The organism is Caulobacter sp. GW822-FHT07D08 (assembly GCF_058798735.1).
Map to the genome: position 1 here is coordinate 71,613 of NZ_JBXAKU010000002.1, position 24,785 is coordinate 96,397.

A 24,785-nucleotide genomic window follows, 5' to 3' on the forward strand; every position below is an offset into this window, starting at 1 on the left:
GACGCGAAGATATGTTATTTCATAACGCGCTCTCGCGGCCACGCCTCCGGCCAAGTTTCAGTCGTTTCAGGACCGCCCATGCTTCGTCGCGTCGCCTTCTCCGCCGCGAGTCTCGTCGCGCTCGCCGCCGCCGTTTCCGCCCACGCCGAGGAGCCGGCCGCTGACCAGCAAGCCAACCAGGTCGACAAGGTCGTCATCACCGCCGCCCCCTATGCGGTGTCGCTGGATACGGTGACCAGCAGCGTCAACATCGTGACCCGCGACCAGTTGGACGTCGCCCCGCCCGCCGGCCTGGGCGACATGTTGAACGGCCAGCCGGGTCTGCGCTCGACCTTCTACGGTCCCGGCGCCAGCCGCCCGGTGATCCGCGGCCTGTCGGGGCCACGGGTGATGGTGCTGCAGAACGGCGTCGGCCAGGTCGACGCCTCGTCGCTGTCGCCCGACCACGCCGTGGCCTCCGATCCGGGCGAGGCGTCGCGGGTGGAAGTGCTGCGTGGTCCCTCGACCCTGGCCTATGGCGGCTCGGGCATCGGCGGCGTGGTGAATATCATCGACGACCGGGTGCCGTCGTCGGCCCCGGCCAACGGCTTCGAAGGCCGCCTGGCCGGCTCGGTCTCGTCGGTCGACGACGGCAAGTCGATCAACGGTTCGGCCAAGTTCGGCAAGGGCCCCCTGGTCTTCGCCATCGACGCGGATCACCGCGAGAGCAGCGACTACGACGTCCCGACCGCCCCGGTCTCGGCCCGCCTGGCCAAGGTCAACGGCCTGACCGTCGATCCGGAGAAGAAGGTTCGCAACGCCGACGTCGAGGTCGACGCCTACGGCGCGGGCGTCTCCTACGTCCACGACAGCGGCTTCTTCGGGGTCTCGGTCAAGAAGATCGATACGACCTACGGCGTGCCCTACGAGCAGATCCTGGCCCCGATCGATCCGAACGCCGAAGGCCCGGTGTCGATCCACCTGCAGCAGACCCGCTACGACGTGCGCGGCGAGCAGGATGTCGACCTCGGCCCGTTCGACAAGGTCCGTCTGTCGGTCGGCCACGCCAAGTACGAGCACGCCGAGATCGGCGTCGACAGCGGCGAAGTCGGCACCCGCTTCCTGTCCGACGGCACGGAGGGGCGCGTCGAACTGGTGCAGAAGGAACGCGACGGCTGGCAGGGCGCGGTGGGCTTCCAGGCCCTGAAGCGCCACTTCGAGGCCATTGGCGACGAGGCCTTCGTGCCCTCGACCGACATCAAGGAATACGGCGTCTTCACGCTGCAGCGCCTGGACAAGGGCGACTGGGGCGTCGACGCGGGCCTGCGCTTCGACAGCCGCGAGCTGAAGACCAGCTTCGCCGACAAGACCTTCGACAATGTCTCGGGTTCGCTGGGCGTGTTCTACAAGCCCGCCGAGCACCAGTTCGTGGCCCTGACCGTGTCGCGCAACGGCCGCGCCCCGACCGAGGCCGAGCTGTTCGCCGACGGCCCGCACCCCGGCACCGGCGGCTACGAGGTCGGCGACGCCGACCTGAAGTCCGAGAAGGTGGTCTCGGTCGAGGCGACCTATCGCTACACCGGCGATCGCCTGCGCGCCGAAGCCCACCTGTGGGGCGCCCAGTACAGCGGCTTCATCGAGGAGGCCCGCACGGGCGCCGTCGAGGATGGCCTGCCGGTGTTCCAGTACAGCCAGACCGACGCCAAGTTCCACGGCGCCGAGGCCGAGGCCTCCTACGTCGCCTGGCGCGAGGGCGAGCGGTCGCTGAAGCTGGAAGGCTCGTACGACTGGGTGCGCGGCTCGACCGACCTGGGCGTGCCGGCCCGCGTGCCGCCGTGGGCCGTGACCGGCCGCGCCATCTGGAGCACCACGCGCCTCGAGGTTCAGGGCGAGGTCCGCCGCGTGGCCAGCCAGAACCGCGTCGCCGCCTTCGAACTGCCGACCGACAGCTACACCCAGGTCAACGCCATGGTGACCTACAAGCCGATCGCCGATTCAGGCCTTCGCGTGTTCATCGACGGCCGCAACCTGACCAACGAGACCATCCGCGAGCACGTCTCGTTCCTGAAGGACTTCGCGCCCTCGCCGGGCCGCTCGGTCCGCGCCGGTTTCGCCTGGCGCTTTTAGCGCCGGGTCGAGGAGCGGCCCTCTCCGCCAGCCCCAGAGAGGTCCCGCCGAGCGCCGGAGCCTGGCCCCTTTCCGCCAGGCTCCGGACTGCGTCTCGCCCCGCGAGGCGGATATCAAGCTTAACCGCTCCCGCGTCCGTTGAATAACGGCCGTCGAGTGTCGCTATGACGGCGGTCCAGATTGCCGGTTCTTTTTGGATCGGCTAGAACGCCGGACCCTTTGCGGTCGTCTTGAAGCGTTCGAGCGTCCGTTTCTTATTTTGTCGCAGAGCTCTTCATGGAAACGAACCAGTCCGCCGGCCAGATCTCCGGCAACGTCCTGTTCTACAATTCGCCGGAGCCGTTGAACCGCGAACAGCACGCCAAGCTGGCCCTGGTCCACAAGGAAAAGCCGTACGCTTTCGCCGCCGCCGGCACCGCCGTGCCGCTGACGGTCTCGGAATTCGGTCCGGCCGCCCTGACCTTCCCGGTGATCTTCGCTGGCGAAGATCGCGTGCCGCTGGCCGTGATGGGCCTGAACAACGCCGAGAACCTGTTTATCGGCGCCGACGGTTCGGTCGAGCCGAACGTCTACATCCCGGCCTATATCCGCCGCTATCCGTTCGTGCTGGCCAATGACGACGGCCAGGACCGCCTGATCGTCTGCATCGACCGCGGCTCGGAGCTGCTGAGCGAGCAAGGCCAGACCCCGCTGTTCGACGCCAAGGGCGAGCCGACCGAATACACCCAGCAGTGCATCAAGTTCTGCGACGACTTCGAGCTGGAGCGTCGCCGCACCGACTCGTTCGTCGCCCTGCTGAAGGAGCTGGACCTGTTCGAGCTGAAGAAGGCTACCTTCCAGCCGCAGGACGAAACCGGCGCCGCCGCTGGCGAACCGGTCACCGTCGCCGAGTACTACGGCGTCTCGGAAGAGAAGCTGAACGCCCTGCCGGCCGCCAAGCTCAAGGAACTGCAGGAAAACGGCGCCCTGGCCCAGATCTACGCGCACCTGGTGTCGCTGCTCGGCTGGGACCGTCTGGTCAACAAGACCATGATGCGTCAGGCCGAAGCCGAGACCGCCGCCGCCGCCGCGAACCTGAACTAAGGTTCGGCGAGCGCTGAAGACAAGAGGGCGGCGGGGCTTCGGCTTCGCCGCCCTTTTTCTTGGCCGCCCTTTTTCTTGGCCGCGGCTACCGTGCGAAGATGCTGCGGGTCAGGCAGGAAAAGACCAGGCGGCCGGCCTCGTCGAGCAGGTCGTGCTGGGCGATGACGATGCCCTTGCCCTCGCCGACCGGGTCCTTGCCCATCACGGTCATGCGGCCGCGCAGCAACTCGCCGACGGGCGGGTTGCGCATCCAGCGCAGCGCGTCGACGCCCAGGCGCTTGGTCTGGGGCCAGGCGGCGCTGGCCTCGCCGTCGAGGCGTGTCCAGATGGCGAAGACCATGCCGTCCGGGGCGCCGTTCTCGACCGGCCAGCCGGGAGTGAAGGCGGCGATGAAGGCGTCCAGCGCCTTGCCGTCCACGGCCCGCGAGCCCAGGTTCACGACCTGGCCGATCTCGATGTCGTCGAACGCGGCGGGCATGGGTCTCTCCGGGTGATTCCGTATTCGACTGTCGGCTGCGTCTTCGCCATTGTCGAGCCGGCTAGGCCGGGCCATGTGTTCGTCCGCAGACTTTACCTTCCGGACCCGCGCATGTTCCTCAAGAGAGCCGTCCTTGCCCTGCAAGCCTTGCTGGCCGCGAGCCTTCTGGCCGGCGCCGCGCTGGCCGGGCCGGTGGTCAATTCCGGGCATATCCAGTCCGAGCTGGTCGCCCAGGAGACCGGCGTCGCGCCGGGCGGCACGGTCTATGTAGCCCTGCGCCAGAAGATCATTCCCGGCTGGCACACCTATTGGCGCAATCCGGGCGACGCGGGCGAGGCGACCAAGATCACCTGGACCCTGCCCGCCGGCTGGAAGGCCGGGGACATGGTCTGGCCGACGCCAAAGACCGCCAGGCTGGGTCCGCTGCTCGACTACGCCTACGAGGGCGAAGTCTTCATTCCCGTGCCGATCACCGCCGCGGCGGACGCTCAGGTCGGGACCACGATCAGCCTGACCGCCGACGTCTTCTACCTGGTCTGCGAACAGGTCTGCGTGCCGGAGGAGGCCAGGCTCTCCCTGCTGCTGCCGGTCGTGGCCGCGCCGGCCGCCGATCCCAAGTGGGGGACGGTCGTCGGTGACGTCCTGGCCAAGGCGCCCAAGCCGGCCGGTCTGAAGGCGGTGTTCAAGCTGGACGGCCAGGCCCTGAAGCTGGCCGTCACCGGGGAAGCCCTGAAGGGCGCCGACATGGCTGGCGCCTATTTCTTCCCCTATTCGCCCAAGGCCATCGAGCACGCCGCCGACCAGGTCGTCGATCGCGGCCCCGAGGGCCTGACCCTGTCGCTGAAGCCGGGCTACGACTTCGTCGGCGGCGGGACCGCGCCGGCCGAGGTGGCCGGCGTCATCGCGACCAAGGCCGGGGCCTGGGAGATCACCGCGACGCCGGGCGACCCGCCCGCGACCGCCGCGGGGATGGGGCCGCCGCCCGCCGAGAAGGCCGCCGGGGACGGCAAGACCTCGGGCGGTCTGGCGGGCGCCCTGCTGTTCGCCTTCGTCGGCGGGCTGATCCTGAACCTGATGCCATGCGTTTTCCCGGTGCTGTCAATGAAGGCGGCCAGCCTGGCCGGCCACGCCCACGACGTTGGCAAGGCCCGCCTGCAGGGGCTGGTGTTCCTGCTGGGCGTCATCTCGACCTTCCTGGCCCTGGCCGGCCTGCTGCTGGCGGTCCGCGCTGGCGGCGCGGCGGTGGGCTGGGGCTTCCAGCTGCAGTCGCCGCTGGTCATCGCGGGCTTGAGCCTGCTGATGCTGCTGGTCGCCTTGAACATGTCGGGCGTCTTCGAGATCGGGACCTCGGTGCAGAACGTCGGTTCGGGCGCCTCGGCCCAGGGCGGCGCGACCGGGGCGTTTTTCACCGGCGCCCTGGCGGTCGTCGTGGCCGCGCCCTGCACCGCGCCGTTCATGGCCGGCGCCCTGGGCTACGCCCTGACCCAGCCGCCGGTCGTGGCGCTGGCGGTGTTCCTGGCCCTGGCCCTCGGCTTCGCCGCCCCGTTCGTGGCGGTGGCCTTCATCCCGGGCCTCTTGAAGCTGCTGCCGCGTCCCGGCGCCTGGATGGACGTGCTGAAGAAGGGCCTGGCCTTCCCGATGTACGGCGCGGCCCTATGGCTGGCCTGGGTGTTCGCCCAACAATCGGGTCCGATCGCCCTGGGCCAGCTGCTGGCCGCCGGCGTCCTGGCCGCCTTCGGCGCCTGGCTCCATGGTGTCGCCCAGAACCGCCGCGCGGCGGGCAAGGGCGGGGCCGTCTCGACCGTGATCGCTCTGCTGGCGGTGGCCGGCGCCATCGCCCTGGCCGCTTCCGGCGCCCTGGCCGCCCAGCCGCCGAGCGCCGCCGTGGCCGGTGAGGCCGCGCCCTCGGGGCCTGGCCTGACCGCGGAAGCCTGGTCGCCGGAGAAGGTGAAGGCGCTGCAGGCCGAGGGCCGGCCGATCCTGGTCGACTTCACCGCCGCCTGGTGCGTGACCTGTCAGGTCAACGAAAAGGTCGCTCTCTCGGGTTCCAAGGTCGCCGAGGCCTTCAAGGCCAGGAACGCGGTCTATCTGAAGGCCGACTGGACCAATCGCGATCCGGTCATCGCCAAGGCCCTGGCCGAGTTCGACCGGGTCGGCGTGCCGCTCTACGTGGTCTATCCGAAGGGCGGCGGCGCGCCGGTCATCCTGCCCCAGTTGCTGACCGAGGGCCTGGTGATCGAGGCGATCGAGAAGGCGGGGGCCTAGTTACTTCTTCTTGTCGTTGCCGAAGGGCAGCCTGTCCTTGACCTTGTCCAGCGGGGTCTTGGTCACGACTAGCGGCGGCGGGATCACCGGGGCGTTGATCTTGACCGGATAGGCCCGCCAGCCGGTCTGGATCAGGGCGCCGAAGCCCTGGCACTTGGGCAGGTATCGGACCATGCCGGTGCGCGGCTTGGCGAACGGCGCCGGCTGCACGAGATCCTGGCGCTTGGGATCGACGAAGCGCCAGTCGGTCGGCAGGCCGTAGCCCTTTTCGCCGCCCAGCCGCACGGCCTGATAGGCGAGATTGGCCTGGAAGGGCGTGACGCCGTATTTCAGCATCGCCCGCAGGAAGATCTGGTCGGCCTCTTCGCGCTTGCCCGGCTCGCCGATCGTGTAGAGCCAGTCGTGGACGATGGCGGCGCGGGCCGTCGGTCCCTGCGGATCGACGAAGCCCTGGCCGTACCAGGGCACGCTGGCGAAGTCGGTCACGTACCAGCGCGGCACCACGATCACCTTGCCGGTCTCGACGTCGCAATAGGGGAACTCGGCGTCCAGGGTGAACAGCTTGCGGCCGTCCTTGGTCTGGTTGAACAGCATGATCGGCTGCGGCGTCAGCGAGCTGGGAAGCACCGGCGCGACGACCGGCACGAAGACGGTGGTGTTCGTCTCGCTGGCGCAGGCGGCGAGGAGCAGGCCGGAGCCGACGACGGCGGCGAGGGTCTTGGTGCGGGACATCGGGCCGGGGAGAGCAGGAAGGGGCAGGGCGATCTTCTGAGCGCCCGGCGGTCAGGTATCAAGCGACCATGGCGAAGTTTCGGCCTTAGGCCGCCGGTTGGGGCGGCGCGGTGATCACTTCGACATTGTCGTTCAGCAGATAGGCCATGTCGCGCAGGGCCAGGTCCTGAGCCTTGATCGTCGTGGCCGCGCCGACGGCGGCGAGCTTCTCGGGCAGGTCCTGGCTGATGCCGCGCAGGATGCACTTGAGATCATCGACCGCGCCGCGTTCCTTCAGGGTCACGTGGCCCTTCATGTCCAGCGCCGAGAGGTCGCCGATCCGGGTGGAGAACGCATCGAAGCTCTTCAGCTTCGTCGCCGCGCCGGCCGGGTCGGCCTTGGCCAGGGCCTGACGATAGCTCTCCGTCTCGGCCTTCAGCTGCCCGGCGCGTTTGACGATGTCGAGGAACAGCGGTTCGCCGGCCACCGATTGGGGAACGGAGGGCTGTTGCAGGACGGCCGGCGCGGGGCCAGTGACCGATCCGGGATTGAACGAAGCCATCCAGAGCATGGCGGAAAAGGCGACGGCGTCACAGGACATGGGGGACTCCCGCAAAAAACGTCATTGGTCTGCCATGACGTGGCGGCAGGCGTTTGATAAGCCCCATCTCGTAAACAGCGATTTACCAAGATTCAGAGGATTACCGATGGCCGATCTCGACGCCGCCTGGACCCGCCTGGAAACCGCCGCCAAGGCCGCGGGCGAACAGCGCATCGTCGACTTCTTCGCGGCCGAGCCGGACCGCCTGGATCTGCTGACCCTGGACGTCGCGGGCCTGCACCTGGATCTCTCGAAACAGGCCTGGGACGAGGCCGGGCTGGAGGCCGCCCTCGACCTGGCCCACGCCGCCGATGTCGAAGGCGCACGGACCCGGATGTTCGGCGGCGAGGCGATCAATTCGTCCGAGGGACGCGCCGTGCTGCACACGGCTTTGCGGGCTCCGGCGGACTCCGACTTCAAGGCCCTGGGCCAGCCGGTGATGGCCGAGGTCGAGGCCGTCCGCCAGCGGATGAAGGCCTTCGCCGACGCCGTCCGTTCGGGCCAGATCAAGGGCGCGACCGGCAAGCCGTTCAAGGCGATCCTGCATATCGGTATCGGGGGGTCGGACCTGGGCCCGCGCCTGCTGTGGGACGCCCTGCGACCCGTGAAGACCCAGATCGACCTGCGGTTCATCGCCAATGTCGACGGCGCCGAATTCGCCCTGACCACGGCCGACATGGATCCGGAAGAGACGCTGGTCATCGTGGTCTCCAAGACCTTCACGACGCAGGAGACCCTGGCCAACGCCGGGGCCGCCCGCGCCTGGCTGGTCGAGGCCTTGGGCGAGCAGGGCGCCAATCAGCACCTGGCCGCCATCTCGACCGCCTTGGACAAGACCGCCGCCTTCGGCGTTCCCGATGACCGCGTGTTCGGCTTCTGGGACTGGGTCGGCGGCCGCTATTCGCTGTGGTCTTCGGTGAGCCTGTCGGTGGCCGTGGCGGCAGGGTGGGACGCGTTCCAGGGCTTCCTGGATGGCGGCGCGGCCATGGACGCGCACTTCCGCGCCGCGCCTCTCGACAAGAACGCCCCGGTGCTGGTGGCCCTGGCTCAGATCTTCAATCGTAACGGCCTGGATCGCCGGGCCCGTTCGGTCGTGCCCTATTCGCACCGCCTGCGCCGCCTGGCCTCGTTCCTGCAGCAGCTGGAGATGGAGTCGAACGGCAAGTCGGTCGGTCCCGATGGCCAGCCCGCCAAGCGCGGCACGGCCACGGTGGTGTTCGGCGACGAGGGGACGAACGTCCAGCACGCCTATTTCCAGTGCATGCACCAGGGCACGGACATCACGCCGATGGAGCTGATCGGCGTCGCCAGGTCGGACGAAGGCCCGGCCGGGATGCACGAGAAGCTGCTGTCGAACCTGCTGGCCCAGGCCGAGGCCTTCATGGTCGGTCGGACCACGGAGGATGTCGTCGCCGAGCTCACGGCCAAGGGCGTGCCGGAGGCCGAGATCGCCACCCTGGCCCCGCAGCGGACCTTCGCCGGCGACCGGCCCTCGACCCTGGTGGTGCTGGAGCGCCTGACGCCCCAGACCTTCGGCGCCCTGATCGCCCTCTATGAGCACAAGACCTTCGTCGAAGGCGTGATCTGGGGGATCAACAGCTTCGACCAGTGGGGCGTCGAGCTGGGCAAGGTGATGGCGAACCGCATCCTGCCCGAGCTGGAGAGCGGAACGACGGGCCAGCATGACCCGTCGACCACGGCCTTGATCCGGCGGCTGAAGAAGTAGCCGCCGCTAGAACGTCTTCCGCACCCGCAGGCTCACAAACGTCCGCGGGTTGATGGCGCGGTCCTCGACATAGGCCACGGCCCGTTCCGGCGCGCGGTTGGCGAACACCGTGCGGCGGATGGTGTAGTCGTCCCAGATGTTCAGCTGGGCGCGGATCGCCAGGGTCGGGGTCGGCTTGTATTCGGTGAAGGCCTCGTAGTAGTTCGCGCCGCGCCACACGTTGGTCTGGTCGACGTCGTAGGTGCCCTGGCCCAGCAGCGGCAGCCAGTTGATCCCCCACTGGATGCGATGCCTGGGCAGGTCCTGCTGGAAGCCGATATTGGCCTGGGTCGGGCGCACCTTGGTGATCGGACGATCCTTGCCGGTCGTCGGATCCTTCACGTGGGTCTCGTTCCAGTCGTTCTTGAACGTGAACCGGCCGCCCTTGATGCCCAGCTTGTCGGTTGGCGCCACGATGTTCAGCGACAGGCGGTCCAGCGTGCCGTCGCCGATATTGCCGGTGGCCGACAGGTTGTCCGGCAGCGGCAGGCGGTCGATCACGCCGATGATCTCGTCGTGGCGATAGGTGATCGAGATGACGCCCTCGCCCCAGAAGCGGCGCTCGTAGCCGATCTCGCTGATCCAGCGCTGCTCGGGCTTGAGGTCGACATTGCCGCCATAGACGGTCTCGTCCTCCAGGTCCGACGAGGCGGCGAAGTCCTCGAAGTCCAGCTGGCCCAGCTCGCGCTCGAAGCGCACGCGCAGCTGGTTGTTGGCCACCGGCGTCCACGTCGCCAGGAAGCGGGGCTTGGCGTAGAAGAAGCTCTTCTCGTTGCTGGCGTCGCCCGACTGCTTGATCGTCGACTTCTCCAGCCGCAGGCCGCCCTCCAGCGTCAGCTTGGGGTTCACGCGCCAGGTGGCCTTGGTGAAGGCCTCGCCGCGCAGCTCCTCGACCTTGACCGAGGCCGAGGGCAGGGCCACCGGCGCGCCGCCGACCGAATAGGCCTGCTTCACGTCCAGCATGTTGTAGGCGACTTCCGCCCCGGCCTCGATCGTGATGGCCTTGGAGAAGTCGTGACGCAGCAGGCCGCGCAGGATCGACTCGGAGTCGTCGCCGTCGGCGGTGAAGCGCTGCTGGGGGCTGGCCGCGCCGGTCAGGGTCTCGTCGCTGGTCGAGGCGTTGTCGAAGTTCTCGAACGAGTACATCGCCCGCGTCTCCAGGGCCCACCTGGGCGCCAGGGGGCGGGTGTAGGTCAGGCCCAGCTCGCCCGAATGGCTCTCCTCGGCATAGTCGCTGCGGCGCAGGGCGACGGGCGAGCTCAGCTGCTGCCACTGCCGCCAGTCGTTGACGCCGAAGCGCGCCGTGGCTTCCAGCTTGCCGCCCTTGAACGGGGTCGACAGGTTGCCGCGGACGCCGCGCCCGCCGCCATAGCCGTCGTTCAGGTATTTCTCGTCGCGGATCAGCTTGCCGGTTCCGTCGTGGCGGACGTTGGTGCCCGGACCGTTGCTGTCGCTGCTGCTCATGCTGTCGCTGAGCGTCACGCTCCAGGTCTTGTCGCCATTGGTGGCGGTGAACTGGTAGTTGCCGCCGTAGAGGTCGTGGCCGCCGTCGAACAGCATGGCGTTCCAGGTCAGGATCGACTGCCGGCTGACGCCCTTCTTCAGGATCACGTTCACGATCACCGAATAGCCCTGCATGTCGACGCCCGGGGCGCCGCCGCGGATCAGCTCGATGCGCTCGACCCGGTTGGCCGGGATGCGGCCCAGCACGTTGGAGCTGGTGTCGTTCTTCGACGCCGGACGGTCGCCGTTGATCAGCACGTTGCCGACCGCGCCCTCGAAGCCGCGCGTCCCGGCGCCGTCGTTGATGATGAAGCCCGGCACCCGCTGGACCATGTCCTGGGCGGTGTTCGGACGCTGGGCGGCGAAGAACTCCGGCTGGAACACCAGCACGCCGCGCTGGCTGGCGTCGTCCAGCGGGGCCTTATCGGTCGGGCCGGTCGGCACGGGGGCCAGGGCCGCCTCCTGGCCGGCGGGAACCGGAGTGGCCGGAGCCTTGTCGGCGTCGCCGGCGTGAGCCGCGCTGGCGATGCAGAGCATGGCCGCGGTGGCCATCAGCATGGTCTTGGTCATCAACGTTCCCCCTCTGTGCGGGAAGCTGTGACGGCGTGGGCGCGCAGCCTCAAGTTACAAGACCGAAATGTGCATTACTTTTGGGTTATATTACAGGGCGTTCATCTTTCTATACCGGCAGAGCGTGTGGATAAGTCTGGGCGCGTTCCGGCTTTGACTTAACAATTCGTGTATAGAGCGGCGAAGGCCGCGCTTTAACCGCTAGGACTCGTGATCTTCGGGCACGGGCGGCAGTTGGGCCAGCTTGGCGCGCAGCGCCAGAAGGTCCTGGTAGCTCTGCCGTCGCAGGAGCTCCAGCTGGATCCTGATCTTCTCGGCCATGATGGCGGTGGCGGGGCTGTCGGCGGTGGTCGGCGCGACCGAGGTCGCGGTCTTTTCGCGCATGGATTTGGACTTGGACGGCTTGGACATGAGGGGACTCCGTTGCTGAGGAAAGAAGGCGCGAGGCGACGGTCTTCCGCCGGGAAAGCCGGCGGGCTGGGGAGGCGGCGAAGCGTCCGGGCGACGCCCGGAGGGGATAGTGGAGTTGACCGTTTCGACGTGACCCGGGCGCTCCGCGCGGTTGTCGATGCGGAAGCCCTCGGGGCGCGGGGTTTTAACCCGCTCCCGATGAGAGGCCTCCGGCGGGCGGGAAGCTGACGTTGCTCCCCGGACCGCGCGGGCGATTTCAGCCCGCGCCTTTGGCGCTCGCCAACCTTCGCCGCCAGGGCTTCGTCCCATGTTTCAGGGAGCCCGCCTCTGGATCCGTCGCGAAGGCGCCTCCGAAGAGACCCCGACGAGCGCCGCCCGCTCAACCGCCCCCGCCGCCCGTCAGGTCGCCAGCTGGACGGCCTCCCCTGCGGTGGGGCGAGGAGAAGTATGGGGGGCATCCGGAGCGCGGATCATTCAGCGGCGCATAAAAGTGAGAAGCGATTGATTTCGTGGGATTCGGCGCCGCGAACGCCGGGGATACAGCGCGCTCAATCCCCGCGAGGGCGCCTTTTGAAACCCTCTCTCCATGAGAGAGGGCTTCCGGTGCGCGACTTCGTTCAGTGGGAAAGCCTTCCGACCCGGAAGAGCGCCATCCTTACATCTCACGGCGAGACGATCGCAGGGCTGTAGGGGTTGCTCAAGGACGACGCTCCGCGTCGCCGCGCGCGGCCGCCGGAGGCGGTCCTTGACCAACCCCTACAGCCCTGCACGCTGCAGCCTCCAAGAGATGAAAGGCTCGCCCCGACCAAGGTCGGCTGGCGACCCCTGGGGCAGGCCGTTGGACGTTTCCGCTCTCCTCCCCCTCTTGGGGGAGGGGGACCGGCGAACGCCGGTGGAGGGGGGCAGCGCCCCGCACTGCCTCGCGACCCCACCCCCGTCATTCCCGCCCGAGCGCTCACGGGCACCGACTGCGCGCGGCCTTGAAACCCGCCGATGGCTTCCCGCCGTTTGCCTCCTTGCTCGTCGGACCAAGCCAGGATCGTCTCAAGGTCGCCGTAGAGGGTGGCGAGAACCTGCCCCCGCTTGGATCCAGGCTCCAGCACGATCTTGTCGATGACCGCCCGCAAGGCCTTAGCGGCCTCGTCGTGCTCGTCGGGCTCCTCCAGCGCGCGGGACAGCCGTTCGACCTTGCGCCGGTAGAGTTCAGCGACGTTGGGGTGAACATCTGGCACGTCGGCCGGCGCTTGATCTAGCCGACGCTCGATCTCGTCGGCTTCGGCTTCCAGCACCTTCAAGCGCTCCATGAGCGGCCGGCTATAGCCGCCGTCCTCGATGGCCGTGACGATGCCAGCCACGGCCTTACGAGCCTTCTCCAGGCGCTCCACCTCGGCGCCGCGATTGGCCCGGCGCATGTGGTTGAGGCGGTTGGTCTCCTCGATGAACGAGCGCATGGCCTGGGCGAAGGCCACCGGCTCCATGAGCCGATCCTTCAAACCCGCGAGCACCCGCTCCTCAAGCACGTCGCGAACGATGGTGCGGCTGTTGGTGCAGCCCTTGCCCATCACATGGCTGACGCAGCCGAACCGATTGTTTCCGCGCTTTGCGACTGAGCCGCCGCACACCCCGCAGACCAACAGACCCGACAGCATGGTCTTGGGGCGCACCGTCGCGGAAATCCCGGCCTGGCGACCCTTGGCGAGGTTGGCCTCATAGATCCCCACGATCCCGGCTTGCTGCGCCCTAGCGGCCTGCCAAAGCTCGTCCGAGACGATCCGCAGGTGCGGGGCCTTCACATGCACCCACTCGCTTTCCGGATTGAACCTCGGCTCGGAACGGCCGGTGTCAGGGTTCTTCATCCGGCGACGGCGGTTCCAGATCATCTCGCCGATATAGAACTCGTTGTTGATGATCCCCGAGCCCAAGGCGCGGTTGCCCCGGATTGAGCTGTCGCCCCAGGTGGAGCCCCATGGCGCGGCCACGCCCTCGCGGTTCAGCTCAATCGCGATTTGGCGCGGGCTCTTGCCGGCGGCGTAGTCGCGGAAGATGCGGCGGACCACCTCGGCTTGCTCGGGAATGATCTCCCGCTCGCCCGTCGTGACCTTGCCCGAAGCGTCGATGGTTCGCACGACGCGATAGCCGTAGGCGTTGCCACACCCGACCTTGCCGGCCTCCACGCGGCCCCGGATTCCGCGATGGGTCTTGGCGGCGAGGTCTTTCAGGAACAGGGCGTTCATCGTGCCCTTGAGGCCGACATGCAGCTCGGTGATCTCACCCTCCGAGAGGGTGATAATCGGCACGCCCGCGAAGCGCAGGCGCTTGAAGGCGGCGGCGATGTCTTCCTGGTCGCGGCTGATGCGGTCCAGCGCCTCGGCCAATACCATCTCGAACTTGCCGGCCAGGGCGTCGCGGATCAGGGCTTGAACCCCAGGGCGGAAGATCACCGTCGATCCCGATATCCCCGCGTCTGAATAGGTCTCGACCACCGTCCAGTCCTGCTTGTCGGCGTGCATCCGGCAGATGCGGAACTGATCGTCGATGGAGTGCGGCGACTGCTTGTCGTCGGAGTAACGGGCGTAGAGCGCAACGCGGGTCATGACCAAACCTCCAAGCTCAGGCCTCGCCGCTTTCGGCAGGGGCGTTGGCGGCCTCTTGAGCCGCATAAAACTGCTCGCGCGCCATCTGCCGTCCCAGCAGCCGGGCGAAGGTCATCACCACGGCGTCGATGGCGACCTCGGGCGACGTCTCGTCGTTGGCGGCGGTGATGGTTTGGGAAGGCGGACCCTGCGTGTCGTCCATGCTTGGCTCCTCAAAGGCGGGAGCCAAAAGCGTTCGGCGCGTGTCGGCAGCGGTCAACGCAAGGGGATGAGTTGGCAGTGGCGCGGACGTCGCATCAGCGGCGTCAAAGGGGGACGGCTGGGAAACTCCCGGCGTCAACGGGACAGGAACGACAAAGGCGAAATTAAATCGCCTTCCAACGCTCAGACGCGCGAAACCGGCAACGATCGCAGAGGCGATACGCAACGATTTGGGGTGCGACTCCCAAATCATTGCGGCTAACCCCGCAACGATCCGGCGGGCGCGAAGACCGCACCGCAGCCAGGACAACAGGCCTTGGAGAGCAACTTGTGGGCTTCGCGAATGAACGGCCAAGCCTCGCCGTCCTCACAGTAGTTGAGGCGAAAGGCGATCGAGAGCATTGCGGTCGCGTCTTGGACCGTGCGTGGTTTGAGCTTGGCCAGCACAGCAAGGGCCGCGTCGCGGACCTCGTAGAGGCGGTCGCATTCGGCGGCGATGGCGTCCATCTCCTTGCCCTCGGGCAAGGCGCTGGCCTGACGCTCCGTGAGTTTGAAGTAGGGATATTGGGCGATCAACGAGGCCTCTAACTCCGACGAGCGTCGGCCAAGGCGGTCGATCTCCTGATCCAAGGCGAGCCAGCTGGCGCACTGCGCGGGGATGCCTGCGGCCTCTGCGGGCGCTGCTCCCCGCGCAGGCCCCGCCAACGGAATGACGGTCGCGCTGATTACCGCACGACGTGAGATAACAGGCAGGCGCGTGCCGTCGCCCGTCTTTCGACGCTGGCCCATAGCGTAGGTCCTGATTCAGTGGTTATGATTTTCCTATCAAATCGCTTGTTTCAAATCAATAGAAAATCATCATACGAGGTGAAAATTGTCACGAAAGCTGACAACCGCCCATATTCGAGCTGCTCGGGCTCTCCTCGATTGGAGCCAACCCAAGCTTGCCGAGGCGGCGAAGCTGTCACTTCCGACAATCAGTCGTATGGAGGGGCCGCTTGGGCCTAGCCGCAGTACACTGGCAAACGTAGAGGCAGTCCGCCGAGCGTTTGAAGACGCGGGCATCGTATTTCTTGATGTGGATGAGCCGACGACCGGCGGCGGGCTAGGCGTTCGCCTGGCCAAGTAGGCGACGACTTCCGCCGCCGCCTCCATTTCTAGGCCTTCTTGGCGCGGCTCTTGGGTGCTTGCGCTCCGGCTTTGCCCTTCCGTCCGCCCTGGCCCAGACCCAAGGCCTTCGCCATGACGCTACGGGCCTCACTGTAGGCTGGCGCCGTCGTCGGGTAGTCCTTCGGCAAGCCGAAGCGCGCCTTGTACTCCTCAACGGTCGAGCCGTGTGTGGTGAGGTGGCGCTTGAGAGTCTTGTAGGGCCTGCCGTCAATGAAGCTGATCAGGGCGTCGGGCGTGATGCTCTTGCGGATCTGGGCGGCGGTCGCCTTGGTGGCCGGTTCGCTGGGCGCGGCCTCAGGTGTGCCGACGCTCGCGAGGGCGTCGTGAACGGCACGGATCAGGCCGGGCAGGTCAGAGACCGCAACGGTGTTGTTGCCGACATAGGCGGCGACCACCTCAGCCGCCAAAGAGATCGTGGCGTTCTTGTCGTCCATGGTTTGGCCCTCAGTTCAAAATTCCAGGTCGAGGACTTCGCACTGATTTGGCCGGGGTCACAACTGAGCGTCTCTGGGAGCCTAGACCGGACACGGTCGGGGCTCGCCCTGAAGCGCTTGGAGAGCCTCTTGCCGGGCGGGCTGGTGAGGGTCAAGGGCGGCTTCGCCGTCGCTCCGCGATGGCGCCAAAGGCGCCACCCTTGACGCTCATCAGCCCGTCCGGCCCTTGCTCCGCCAAGCGCTCCAGGGCGGGAACCGGCGAGTGGAAAGACGCCCAAAAAGGACGAAGGTCCCGGTCAAGGTATTGAAACTATAGGCGAAGCCGTTTGATGAGGAACCTCGGGCTTTTGGCAGGTTCCTGCAAAAGCCCAACACCATCAATGACATGGGGCCGCTAGGTCCCTGTCCTTTTATCTCGCCCTAGAAAATTGGGGCCAGTTCGCGCCTTGAAATCCATGAATTTTGGGCTCTTCACGGGACCACGCCCCAGGCGACAGGCCAGGAAAATCCAGTGTGAAGACAAGCGCATCCCGGCCACCTGGGCCGGATGCTTCAATCTTGCCGTACAAATCGGCGGACAGTTAGACAATCAGGCACGAAGAATGAAATCGCTGGCCGCAATGGCACGATTGGCAATCACATTGTTGAACATGGCCGGCGTGACGCTGTCTGACCTTTCGATCAGCACCTTGAGCTGACGAATTGCGTGCTTCTGCCGAGGAGACAGACCCCTCACATCACTCCGAATCTGAGAGGCTTCAGTTCGACTGGCGTAGGTGATCAGGGGCGACTTACACATCCACAGTGTCGTGGGCTCTCACGACGTCTCCGATCCACAGGCGACGCCCGAGAATATCGTCCAGACGGCGATCGACAACGGCCTGTCCGTAATCGCGATCGCAGATCACAACGAGATCACCGCTGTTGAAACGGCGATGGCCGCCGCAGCAGGACGTGCCTTGCTTGTGGTCCCTGCGATCGAGTTGAGCACCATACAAGGCCATCTGCTCTGCTATCTTCCCGACCTTCGATCGCTTCAGCAGTTCTACGCTCAACTCATCGTCCGCGACTCGGGTAACGCGAACTCGCGCGTCGAAAACAGCATGATCGACTGCTTGAACAAGCTACAGGCGCACGGAGGCTTTGCCATCCTCGCCCACGTTGATGGGCCAAAGGGGTTCGAGCGAGAGGTGCCTGGAGCCGGCCCGCACAAACTCGACGTCATTTGCCACCCCTCACTCCTCGGCATCGAACTCAAAAACGCGGCATCTGACATTACCTACACGCCGAAGGATCCCGACGCAGTCAGGGCCGGTATTGGCCGAGAACGTGAGGGCCGCGTCGGCGCGACGACCAGTTGCCTTGCCCGCGTGTTGAATTCCGATTCCCACACCCTTGCCGCTTTGGGAAGGAACGCCGCGGGCGATCAACGTGTGACCCGCTATAAGCTTCAAGTTCTAAGCTTTGAGGCTCTCAGGCTCGCGCTTTCTGACTCGGAGGCACGCGTGAGGCTTGAAGACGAAATTCCGCGATCCGTTCCCACCATCACTGGAATTCGTTTCCGGGGCGGGTTCATCAAGGATCAGGCGATCCACTTCAGCAAAAACCTCACTTGCATCATCGGCGGGCGGGGCACCGGAAAATCTACTACCTTCGAGGGGGTCCGCGCCTTCTCGAAATATCCAAGCGGCAATTCAGTCGTAAATTCTGACGTATGGCCTGAGCGTATCGATGTGGTCTTTTCCGATGAGGTTGGTGAGGCTCACCAACTCGCATGGAGCAAGGGCGACGCCTCCGCGACGAACGTGACCGATCCTCTAGAGGGGCCGGAGACCCTCCCAATCGAGTGCTACGGGCAAGGTGAAACTCAAAAGATAAGCCAGAAGGCACAAGAGGACCCCGGCGCTTTGCTTGGATATCTTGATCGTTTTGTCGATGTCACAACGGAGCTAGCGACAGAGGAGTCGGCACGAGTCCAACTCTTTGAAATCGAGGCCAAAATCGCGGAAGCGCGGGCCAATGTCGCGCTCATTCCAGCTAATGAGAGGGAACTGGCGATCGTGCGCCAGCAAATCAAGAAATTCACGGACGGGAATGCGAAGGAGCTCATCCGCCTGAGCCGTCAGGTAGAAGCCGAGAGGCAATCCAGGACGCGCGTTGTCGAGCAGGCTCGACAGATCTCGACGAGCTTGGATTACCAGACAGTCAAAGACGCACTTGTGGCGTTGAAGGGGGCGGCAGACATATCCACGCTTGTTGTGGGCAAGGATGAGTTCGGCGCTATCCAAACACTCGCTGTGGAATTCGAAAAAGGGCTTGCCGCCTCTGAAGGGGATTTGCGGGCGAAGTCCGATCACCTTGCTGAAGTCGTGCGTACCAAAGTGGCCGAGTGGACGGCGAAAGAGAAGACGCTGATTGCTTCGATAGATCAGCAAAAGGCGGCCCTGATGGCCCAAGGCGTTGTCGTTGACGTCTCATACATCACGAAGCTGACAAAGGACGAAGCAGGCTTCGTTCAGAACATTTCCAACCTGAAGACCTGGGAGCCGCACCTCCTTAATTTGCAAGCCAGCCGCGATAAACTGATCGCTTCCAGATGGGTTGCGAGAAAGGCCGTTTACGCCAAGCGAAAGGCTTTCGCCTCCGTGGCGACGACCAAGCTTCGCAAAGCGCTCGTTGATCTCAATGTCACCCTGAAGTTCGAAGAAAACGCCCTTTCGCCGCAGGGTTATGACTTACTGGTCGAGATCATGGGGTGGCGCACAACACAGGTTCCCCGAGCTACGCTGCTGACACGACAGCTTACCATCCCGAAGCTCATAGCCAGTGTGAGGGCGAACGACACCGGACCAATTCAGGCGATAGCTACCCCAGAGGGGATTGCTATGTTCAGCAAAGCCGAAGCGCAAAATATCATCGACCGTTTTAAAGAACCCGCCGTCCTGGCGCGTCTGGAAAGCGTGCAGGTTTTTGACCGCCCGCGTCTAACCGTAACGCGCGTCACGACGGATGAAGCTGGCGGTGTAAAGCCGATCATCCGCGAATTTGGTCAACTCTCTTTGGGACAACAACAGTCAGTTCTATTGGCGCTGATGCTTTCGTCCGAAAATCCAAACCCTCTACTGATTGACCAGCCGGAGGACAATCTGGACAGTGAATTTATATACTCGCAGTTAGTTCCCGTCATCCGCATGGCTAAAGAGCGCCGGCAGATCATCATCGTGACGCACAATCCAAACATCGCCGTGCTTGGCGATGCAGAACAGATCATCATTTTGAAGGCTAATAACGAGAAGGCCGTGATCGTCACACGAGGTTCCATCGATCATCAGGAAACCAAAGAGCTAGCGTGTGCCGTGCTCGAAGGGGCGAAAGCGGCGTTTACCCGGCGAGGTCGGATCTACAATTTGTAGTGCGCTTCAGCTTCCTGCCGACAAGATGTCGTCGATCCGTGTTGTGTAGGCTGGTCAGCTGTCGATCGCCTGTGATCTGAGCTCGACGGCACGAGCTGCCGCGAGAGCATTTTCGCCGAGCGTCGCATGCTCCAGCCACGGGCGGATAATGGCCAGATCCGATGACCGTCCGTGGAGACTTAGAATGGACAAGGCGTAGCCTGCGTGATCTTCGCGAAGTTCGCGAAAGCGCGTCTTTGCCTCGAAGATGGAGACCGGCATATATCCTGGCTTGAGCGCAAGCCGGCACAGACGCATCAGTCCGTCTTTGAATTCCTCTCGAAACGCAACGCGGACTTTCAGCCAGTGCATCACCGTGGCGTCGATCCGCCAGATCGGATCGAGTGCGTACCCGCTCATACCTTCCAGCTCATCCCACACTTTCGACAGATCGCCTGGCGGTTCGTCAAGATTGAAACCATGGACTAGCTCTGCTGCCTTTCTCCACGCGGCAGATGCGCCGGGTTGGGGAGGAGGCAAGTCGCTAAGCGGCACTCCAAGACGCGCAAGGGCTCCTGCTGCATTAGCAAAAATGCTCGTCGAATCTTGCAATGACATTGTGTCGATCTGCGGTTCCGAGGCGTGTCGGAGCAACGCCGGGACGGCTTCAGGCGTCGGGTTTTCTGCGACTTCACAAACCGCGACCGACATGAACATTGTCAAGCGGTCGTGCGCGCCGGCTGCACGCGCCACGAGCGCTCTTCGCTCTAGGTCATTTAAGTGTTCGGACCAGGCCTCGCCGTAAACCCGTTGATACGGCCCATCCATAAGCTGAATGTAGCTTGTTAGCGCCTCCTCGCAGACCTCAGGCGTCACTGGGCTTGCGATGATCCGACGATACTCTTCAGCAGCCGCTTCGACGTCGCCCCCGGAATCCCAGTGATCGATCATTTGGAGGACGTCAATAATTGAGGAATTCAGCCAGGGTGATGAGTTATTGAGCCACCCCTCCATCAGTTCGCCTAGACGCTTGAGATCATCACCTTCCAGACGCCTTCCAAAGCGTTGCCCAAGATCGATGGCTTCCAGCGACAGGTGATAGACCCGCCGCGACCAACAGGTCTTCATGATCTCGTACAAGTTTTCGGGCGGGGGTCCGCCCGCTCGACATCACCATCGCGTCGATGATCGCGAACCTCGCGTCCATCGCCTGCATATACGGGTTCTTTTCGCCCAGTGATCGGGTCGCGCCGTCCGGAAGTTTCTGTCTCCAGGTGCCGTTGAGATCTCCGGTGACAGGAAGCTGGTAGCTCTTTACCTCCACCACGCATGCGGTCGTCTCTGTCGCAACCACTAGATCGATCTGAAGCGACTTCGGACCGATATTGAAGTTGGCGAGCACGACGGCGTCGCTTTCGCCCTGGCTAAGATCGGCCTGCAGTCGCGTCACGAACTCACGTTCCGACTGCTCGGAGGGAGGAGCGCCAAGATAGATTTCTATTGTCGGGGCGGAGTTGGCCATGGCCTTAACCTATGGCGTATTCTTCTTTTGTTCCAGGGCGTTGAAGCGGCTATCGTCATCAGTTTCGCTGGCTCAAACAGCTCCAGCAAATTGATCCAGTCTAGCTGTGTCTGAATCGGTCGTGGCGGCGAAGACGTGGGCGTGGCCGACTCGGCTCCATTCGGCCGCTGGCAGAAATCGTAGCTTAGAGGGCGACGGCATAGGCATAGCTCTTCTCACCGTTCCTTCTGCGCACCAGCGTTGGCGCGCGCCGGGCGCAATTCGAACGTCTAGATCGCGACCGCTAGCAATTGCCGGTCTCGGTGGACACCCGCCCTCGTGGCGGGAACCCCTCTGTCCGCCGCAGGTGCGGAGATGTGGCGGGCCAGCCCGCCAAGGCGCCTCACGTCTCCGCTGAACCAGGGGTTCCCGCCACAAGGGCGGGAATGACGGGAAGAAGAGGATGGGCCGTGCTCTAACCGTACCGCCGTCCAACCTCTCGGAGGTCGACGCGAGCCTTATATCTCTTGGAGGCTGCAGCCCTGCGATCGTCTCCCTGCGAGATACGGGTTAGGTAAGTTGAAGCGCTTTTCTTAGAGATTTGTGAAAAAGAATGGCGCCGCCGAATTGCGGCTCATATGAGTGTCGAAATACCCATGCATCTCGAACCACTTCGCTGTTTCCATTTTTTCCAGTAAATTGTGTCCCTATTGCTCCTACACGATATAGAGATTCTAGTAGGTTTCTTATTTTAGGCCTTGATCCAAGTATAGATCTGGCGACGTCGTCTTGTTGGCAATATTTAATTATATGATTTTCCAAATTCTGGATATTTGTTCTAATCTTTATTCCACGCAAAGAGGATTTAATTGTTCTAACGCTTTCGGCGTCATAGCTAGTGCGTAGTTCTTCTTCTACCTCTCGCCACATTTCGTTAGCAAAAGTTGTTTCAACTTGCTTGAGTATTTCCGAGTTGACTTTTTCTGCATCCGGAACCTGCTCTGATATCGTCGACATAAGCATTACAAGCGTTCTCGGCTTAAACATGGATATATCAAGAAGGTATTGTTTTGCAGAAGTGCCTTGGAGAGATTCTTCAAAATACCCATTCCAGATATCTTGTGTCTGAATGCCGTCCGAATTCAATTCCGCATATTGAATTTTTGATTCAACAATTTTTAAAATGCTCTGATCTGGCGTGCTTCTGGTTCCGTGCCAATCGATTGAGACGCCGAAATCGCTCACTTCGCGCGAAATCTCGGGATCAATTCTATTGATTTCATACATTACCTCAGACCGAACAGATGCATACGCGCATATGCTGGAATTCTCCGGACCAAAACCCTGATTGATACGCGATACGGCGTATAGAAGGTCTCGTATAAGGTGAAGGTCTCTTTCCTTCTGATCTATTTTTCCGATGAAAAGCTCAAGTTCATCAAAAAAGAGACAGGTGCGAAATCCTGGTGCTGGTTTCAGCGAATAAAGTAGGCGTTCGCAGATATCGACTAGATGAATAAATTTTTCTTCTTTCGGCGCAGATATGGCCTCTATTTCGGCTTTAACTCCTGTTTTTAACGGTCCAGCGCTAAGCGCGGTTTCAAGTGTCGCTTTGATTTTTGTCAACTGAAGGCCGGAAAACATAGATCGCGAGCTTGGTTGCTTTGCTCCCGTTAGGATCTTTAGATCGTGAAGCTGATCTTTGCCTTCAAGTAGATCGGACGGCTCGATCAGCCGTGAAAATTCGCTAATTATATACCAGAGCCAATTAACTTTATATTCGTGCTCAAATTTGATTTTGTCTTGGTCTATAAATGCTGTGAGGTCGGCAATCGGAGCTAGGCGTTGGCGTTCCGCGTCAGTGAGTTTGCTTTTAAATAGAATGGCGTGACTCCTGCCGCCAGACTTATCTATTTGATCTTTTAGATAAAGAATTAGAGATGTTTTTCCTGTGCCTTTAAGTCCCGATATAAAAAACTTGGCACCGGTGAGAAGTTTCTCGAATTTCACTGATGGTGGCATCTGAAATGCGTTGAGAAGCACATATGTACCCTCTCTAGCTTGTGCGAAAACTTCGTGTTTGGCGTCAGTCTCTCCGAATTCAATATCGCCGAACGTTAGTTTCATTCGCTAGCTCATCCATTGGCGTTGGGAATTCGGTCAGCACGCTACTCACATAGACGTTAGGTCGTCATCAAAGCGCGTATAGCGTGTAGCTAAGCATGCATAGGCTTGTCGGCGCAACTCAGCTGCCGTTGAGCAGGTAGGAGTATAGAGGGGAAAATTCCCACCTTCCCCCGCCGCCCCTCATCCGCTACACCCCCGCCCGATGACCCGCCTGCCGCACCACCACGGCTGCCACCACCATCCGAACTCGCCTCGCGGGATCGGCCGGGTCCGCGCGCTCTAAGCCGAGCGACCCAGCCAGAGCCCCGCCTAGCGGATGGGGCTTGGCTAAAGCGCCATCCGTCGAAGCCTTGAAGATCTAAGGACCGACGATGACCGACGACTCTGTGAACACCCCGCAAGACTTCCGCCCCGAGGCCCGCGCCCCGCGCGGCTTCGCCGACAAGCGCGCCCGCGACCTGCGGGCCGAGCGGGCGATCCTGGAGGCGGTGTCGGCGGTCTATGAGCGCTACGGCTTCGAGGCCCTGGACACCGGGGCGTTCGAATATGCCGACGCCCTGGGCAAGTTCCTGCCCGACAGCGACCGGCCCAACGAGGGCGTGTTCGCGCTGCAGGACGATGACGACCAGTGGATGGCGCTGCGCTACGACCTGACCGCGCCGTTGGCGAGGTTCGCGGCGCAGAACTGGGAGACCCTGCCCAAGCCGTTCCGCCGCTACGCCTTCGGGCCGGTGTGGCGCAACGAGAAGCCGGGGCCGGGGCGCTTCCGCCAGTTCATCCAGTGCGACGCCGACACGGTGGGCTCGGCCCGTCCGGAGGCCGACGCCGAGATCATCGCCATGGCGGTCGAGGGGCTGGAGGCGGCCGGCCTGCCGCGCGGGGCGGCGGTGCTGAAGATCAACAATCGCAAGCTGCTCAATGGCCTGCTGACGTCGGCGGGGGCGGAAAGCGCCGGCCAGAAGCTGGCCGTGCTGCGCGCGGTCGACAAGCTGGATCGTCTTGGCGTCGAGGGCGTGCGGCTGCTGCTGGGCGAAGGCCGGCTGGACGAGAGCGGCGACTTCACCAAGGGCGCGGGCCTCAAGGGTAAGGCGATCGACTCGGTGCTGGACTTCGTGTCGGCCGGAACTCTTGGGGGAAGCGCCGGTGGCCGCGCGGCGACGCTGGACAATATCGCCAAGGTGATCGGCGGCTCGGCCGAGGGCGACGAGGGCCTGCTGGAGCTATCGCGGATCGACGCGGCCCTGACCAGCCTGGGCATCGCCGACGACCAGGCCTTCATCGATCCGTCGATCGTCCGGGGGCTGGAATACTATACCGGCGCGGTGTTCGAGGCCGAGCTGCTGCTGTCGACCACCGACGAGAAGGGCAACAAGGTCTCGTTCGGCTCGATCGGCGGCGGCGGGCGCTATGACGACCTGGTGGCGCGGTTCACCGGCGCCGTGACGCCCGCGACCGGCTTCTCGTTCGGCGTTACCCGCCTGGCGGCGGCGCTGCGGGCGGCCGGACGCGAGCCGGGCGGCGCGGCGCGCGGGCCGGTGGTGGTGATCGCGTTCGACCAGGCGCACATGCCTGAGTACTTCTCCGTGGTCGGACAATTGCGCGCGGCGGGCATCGCCGCCGAGGTCTATCTGGGGACCTCGGGCATGAAGCCGCAGATGAAATATGCCGACCGCCGGGGCGCGCCGGCCGTGGTCATGCTGGGCGGCGACGAGATCGCCGCCGGCACGGTGACCATCAAGGACCTCGACGCCGGCCGCCAGGCCGCCGAGGGGGTGACCGACAACGCCGCCTGGAAGGCCGAGCGTCCGGGCCAGCAGACCATTCCGCGCGATCAGCTGGTCGCGGCGGTTCAGAAGATCATCGAGGGCTAGGT

General features: G+C 64.0%; 19 protein-coding genes. 7 read left to right on the forward strand and 12 right to left on the reverse strand.

Features of this window, described 5'->3' with window-relative positions:
* The first annotated feature begins 78 nt into the window (after positions 1 to 78).
* Together AC1RJ9_RS04200 and AC1RJ9_RS04205 are read left to right on the forward strand one after the other, a co-directional pair.
* On the forward strand, positions 79 to 2,106 hold the full coding sequence (locus AC1RJ9_RS04200) for a TonB-dependent receptor (RefSeq protein ID WP_492836246.1): 2,028 nt from the start codon (positions 79 to 81) through the stop codon (positions 2,104 to 2,106).
* Positions 2,107 to 2,382: 276 nt separating this feature from the next.
* The gene (locus AC1RJ9_RS04205; RefSeq protein ID WP_492836248.1) at positions 2,383 to 3,189 is read left to right on the forward strand and encodes a SapC family protein; all 807 of its coding nucleotides are present in this window, start codon (positions 2,383 to 2,385) and stop codon (positions 3,187 to 3,189) included.
* An 85-nt stretch (positions 3,190 to 3,274) separates the two neighbouring features.
* On the opposite strand, the gene AC1RJ9_RS04210 is transcribed toward AC1RJ9_RS04205, so the two are convergent.
* Positions 3,275 to 3,667, reverse strand: a complete 393-nt coding sequence (locus AC1RJ9_RS04210) for a hotdog family protein (protein ID WP_099581833.1) — start codon at positions 3,665 to 3,667, stop codon at positions 3,275 to 3,277.
* 111 nt (positions 3,668 to 3,778) lie between these two features.
* Here AC1RJ9_RS04210 and AC1RJ9_RS04215 point away from each other — a divergent pair, with 111 nt between their 5' ends.
* On the forward strand, positions 3,779 to 5,932 hold the full coding sequence (locus AC1RJ9_RS04215; RefSeq protein WP_492836250.1) for a protein-disulfide reductase DsbD family protein: 2,154 nt from the start codon (positions 3,779 to 3,781) through the stop codon (positions 5,930 to 5,932).
* On the opposite strand, the gene AC1RJ9_RS04220 is transcribed toward AC1RJ9_RS04215, so the two are convergent.
* Positions 5,933 to 6,664 carry a DUF1353 domain-containing protein gene (locus AC1RJ9_RS04220; protein WP_492836252.1) on the reverse strand — a complete coding sequence of 244 codons (732 nt, stop codon included), beginning with the start codon at positions 6,662 to 6,664 and terminating at the stop codon, positions 5,933 to 5,935.
* A gap of 85 nt (positions 6,665 to 6,749) precedes the next feature.
* Positions 6,750 to 7,244 (reverse strand): hypothetical protein, encoded by a 495-nt coding sequence (locus AC1RJ9_RS04225; RefSeq protein ID WP_492836254.1) that lies wholly within the window; start codon positions 7,242 to 7,244, stop codon positions 6,750 to 6,752.
* Between the two features lie 106 nt (positions 7,245 to 7,350).
* Between AC1RJ9_RS04225 and pgi the strand changes: the two genes are divergently transcribed.
* Complete coding sequence (gene pgi / locus AC1RJ9_RS04230) at positions 7,351 to 8,970, forward strand: glucose-6-phosphate isomerase (protein WP_492836256.1); 1,620 nt, start codon at positions 7,351 to 7,353, stop codon at positions 8,968 to 8,970.
* 6 nt (positions 8,971 to 8,976) lie between these two features.
* Here pgi and AC1RJ9_RS04235 read toward each other — a convergent pair whose 3' ends face one another.
* The 6 genes from AC1RJ9_RS04235 to AC1RJ9_RS04260 form a co-directional block, all read right to left on the reverse strand.
* Positions 8,977 to 11,085: a TonB-dependent receptor plug domain-containing protein gene (locus AC1RJ9_RS04235; RefSeq protein WP_492836258.1), complete on the reverse strand. Its 2,109-nt coding sequence runs from the start codon at positions 11,083 to 11,085 to the stop codon at positions 8,977 to 8,979.
* A gap of 198 nt (positions 11,086 to 11,283) precedes the next feature.
* Positions 11,284 to 11,493 carry a hypothetical protein gene (locus AC1RJ9_RS04240; RefSeq protein ID WP_492836260.1) on the reverse strand — a complete coding sequence of 70 codons (210 nt, stop codon included), beginning with the start codon at positions 11,491 to 11,493 and terminating at the stop codon, positions 11,284 to 11,286.
* A 662-nt stretch (positions 11,494 to 12,155) separates the two neighbouring features.
* Positions 12,156 to 14,087, reverse strand: a complete 1,932-nt coding sequence (locus tag AC1RJ9_RS04245; protein WP_492836262.1) for a recombinase family protein — start codon at positions 14,085 to 14,087, stop codon at positions 12,156 to 12,158.
* 16 nt (positions 14,088 to 14,103) lie between these two features.
* The gene (locus tag AC1RJ9_RS04250; RefSeq protein WP_492836264.1) at positions 14,104 to 14,289 is read right to left on the reverse strand and encodes a hypothetical protein; all 186 of its coding nucleotides are present in this window, start codon (positions 14,287 to 14,289) and stop codon (positions 14,104 to 14,106) included.
* Between the two features lie 257 nt (positions 14,290 to 14,546).
* Positions 14,547 to 15,077 carry a hypothetical protein gene (locus AC1RJ9_RS04255; protein WP_492836265.1) on the reverse strand — a complete coding sequence of 177 codons (531 nt, stop codon included), beginning with the start codon at positions 15,075 to 15,077 and terminating at the stop codon, positions 14,547 to 14,549.
* A gap of 368 nt (positions 15,078 to 15,445) precedes the next feature.
* Positions 15,446 to 15,892 (reverse strand): Ros/MucR family transcriptional regulator, encoded by a 447-nt coding sequence (locus tag AC1RJ9_RS04260; RefSeq protein WP_492836267.1) that lies wholly within the window; start codon positions 15,890 to 15,892, stop codon positions 15,446 to 15,448.
* 446 nt (positions 15,893 to 16,338) lie between these two features.
* Between AC1RJ9_RS04260 and AC1RJ9_RS04265 the strand changes: the two genes are divergently transcribed.
* A complete protein-coding gene (locus AC1RJ9_RS04265; protein ID WP_492836269.1) occupies positions 16,339 to 16,590 on the forward strand; it encodes a hypothetical protein in 252 nt (83 codons plus the stop codon).
* Positions 16,591 to 16,668: 78 nt separating this feature from the next.
* Entirely contained in the window at positions 16,669 to 19,305 is a 2,637-nt protein-coding gene (locus AC1RJ9_RS04270) for a TrlF family AAA-like ATPase (protein WP_492836271.1), read from the forward strand.
* Between the two features lie 54 nt (positions 19,306 to 19,359).
* Here the strand turns inward: AC1RJ9_RS04270 and AC1RJ9_RS04275 are convergent, their stop codons facing one another.
* From AC1RJ9_RS04275 to AC1RJ9_RS04285, 3 genes are all read right to left on the reverse strand, one after another.
* The gene (locus tag AC1RJ9_RS04275; protein ID WP_492836273.1) at positions 19,360 to 20,412 is read right to left on the reverse strand and encodes a hypothetical protein; all 1,053 of its coding nucleotides are present in this window, start codon (positions 20,410 to 20,412) and stop codon (positions 19,360 to 19,362) included.
* A complete protein-coding gene (locus AC1RJ9_RS04280) occupies positions 20,324 to 20,806 on the reverse strand; it encodes a nuclease-related domain-containing protein (protein WP_492836275.1) in 483 nt (160 codons plus the stop codon). The genes AC1RJ9_RS04275 and AC1RJ9_RS04280 overlap by 89 nt, the downstream gene beginning before the upstream one ends.
* Before the next feature lie 549 nt (positions 20,807 to 21,355).
* Entirely contained in the window at positions 21,356 to 22,912 is a 1,557-nt protein-coding gene (locus AC1RJ9_RS04285) for a P-loop ATPase, Sll1717 family (RefSeq protein WP_492836277.1), read from the reverse strand.
* Between the two features lie 371 nt (positions 22,913 to 23,283).
* On the opposite strand from AC1RJ9_RS04285, the gene hisS reads away from it, so the two are divergent.
* Positions 23,284 to 24,783, forward strand: coding sequence for a histidine--tRNA ligase (gene hisS / locus AC1RJ9_RS04290; RefSeq protein WP_492836278.1), 1,500 nt, complete (start codon positions 23,284 to 23,286; stop codon positions 24,781 to 24,783).
* Positions 24,784 to 24,785 lie beyond the last annotated feature (2 nt).

What these genes read in the sequence shown, in the direction of transcription:
- AC1RJ9_RS04250 (WP_492836264.1), bottom strand. Translation starts at nt 14,289, where the DNA reads ATGGACGACACGCAGGGTCCGCCTTCCCAAACCATCACCGCCGCCAAC.
- AC1RJ9_RS04220 (WP_492836252.1), bottom strand. Translation starts at nt 6,664, where the DNA reads ATGTCCCGCACCAAGACCCTCGCCGCCGTCGTCGGCTCCGGCCTGCTC.
- pgi (WP_492836256.1), top strand. Translation starts at nt 7,351, where the DNA reads ATGGCCGATCTCGACGCCGCCTGGACCCGCCTGGAAACCGCCGCCAAG.
- AC1RJ9_RS04245 (WP_492836262.1), bottom strand. Translation starts at nt 14,087, where the DNA reads ATGACCCGCGTTGCGCTCTACGCCCGTTACTCCGACGACAAGCAGTCG.
- AC1RJ9_RS04240 (WP_492836260.1), bottom strand. Translation starts at nt 11,493, where the DNA reads ATGTCCAAGCCGTCCAAGTCCAAATCCATGCGCGAAAAGACCGCGACC.
- AC1RJ9_RS04200 (WP_492836246.1), top strand. Translation starts at nt 79, where the DNA reads ATGCTTCGTCGCGTCGCCTTCTCCGCCGCGAGTCTCGTCGCGCTCGCC.
- AC1RJ9_RS04275 (WP_492836273.1), bottom strand. Translation starts at nt 20,412, where the DNA reads ATGAAGACCTGTTGGTCGCGGCGGGTCTATCACCTGTCGCTGGAAGCC.
- AC1RJ9_RS04205 (WP_492836248.1), top strand. Translation starts at nt 2,383, where the DNA reads ATGGAAACGAACCAGTCCGCCGGCCAGATCTCCGGCAACGTCCTGTTC.
- AC1RJ9_RS04225 (WP_492836254.1), bottom strand. Translation starts at nt 7,244, where the DNA reads ATGTCCTGTGACGCCGTCGCCTTTTCCGCCATGCTCTGGATGGCTTCG.
- AC1RJ9_RS04280 (WP_492836275.1), bottom strand. Translation starts at nt 20,806, where the DNA reads ATGGCCAACTCCGCCCCGACAATAGAAATCTATCTTGGCGCTCCTCCC.
- AC1RJ9_RS04210 (WP_099581833.1), bottom strand. Translation starts at nt 3,667, where the DNA reads ATGCCCGCCGCGTTCGACGACATCGAGATCGGCCAGGTCGTGAACCTG.
- AC1RJ9_RS04285 (WP_492836277.1), bottom strand. Translation starts at nt 22,912, where the DNA reads ATGAAACTAACGTTCGGCGATATTGAATTCGGAGAGACTGACGCCAAA.
- AC1RJ9_RS04255 (WP_492836265.1), bottom strand. Translation starts at nt 15,077, where the DNA reads ATGGGCCAGCGTCGAAAGACGGGCGACGGCACGCGCCTGCCTGTTATC.
- AC1RJ9_RS04260 (WP_492836267.1), bottom strand. Translation starts at nt 15,892, where the DNA reads ATGGACGACAAGAACGCCACGATCTCTTTGGCGGCTGAGGTGGTCGCC.
- hisS (WP_492836278.1), top strand. Translation starts at nt 23,284, where the DNA reads ATGACCGACGACTCTGTGAACACCCCGCAAGACTTCCGCCCCGAGGCC.
- AC1RJ9_RS04215 (WP_492836250.1), top strand. Translation starts at nt 3,779, where the DNA reads ATGTTCCTCAAGAGAGCCGTCCTTGCCCTGCAAGCCTTGCTGGCCGCG.